The sequence below is a fragment of the Oscillibacter sp. KLE 1745 genome, from assembly GCF_000469445.2.
Taxonomy (GTDB): Bacteria; Bacillota; Clostridia; order Oscillospirales; family Oscillospiraceae; genus Oscillibacter; species Oscillibacter welbionis.
Window position 1 is genome coordinate 1 of the sequence record NZ_KI271756.1, and the last position, 537, is coordinate 537.

General features: G+C 58.1%; 1 pseudogene. It reads right to left on the bottom strand.

From position 1 onward, the window contains the following. Positions 1-73: 73 nt before the first annotated feature. A pseudogene (locus HMPREF1546_RS14300) lies at positions 74-537 on the bottom strand (electron transfer flavoprotein subunit beta); the annotation flags it as partial.

A 537-nucleotide genomic window follows, 5' to 3' on the forward strand; every position in this document is an offset into this window, starting at 1 on the left:
AGAAGACCCACACATCCTTGAAAGCAGCGATATCAGCGCTATTGAAATTGGACATTGTTCAAATACTCCCTTCTCAGATGATGTGCTTGGCGGCCAGAATGGAAGCCAGCTCCTCGCAGGTCTCTTTGCCGGCACCCTCCAGCATCTTGCCGGCGCCCTTCTGGGGCGGGGTGAAGCTCTTGAAGATGTTGGTGGGAGAGCCCTTCAGGCCGATGGTGGTGGCGTCGATCAGGGGATGATCCTTCAGCTTCTCATAGTCAAAGGTCTCCAGCGGCTTGTTGTAGGTGGCATAGATGCCGTCGATGCTCATATAGCGGGGCTCGTTCAGCTCCTTGATGCAGGTGATCAGACAGGGAGTCTTGACCTTGATGGTCATGTAGCCGTCCTCCAGCATCCGCTTGACGGTGATGGTGTTGCCGTCCTTGGTGATGTCGGCGGCGTAGGTCACCTGGGGCAGGTGCAGCTTCTCAGCGATCTGGGGGCCCACCTGGGCGGTGTCGCCGTCGATGGCCTGCCGGCCGCACATGACGATGTCGT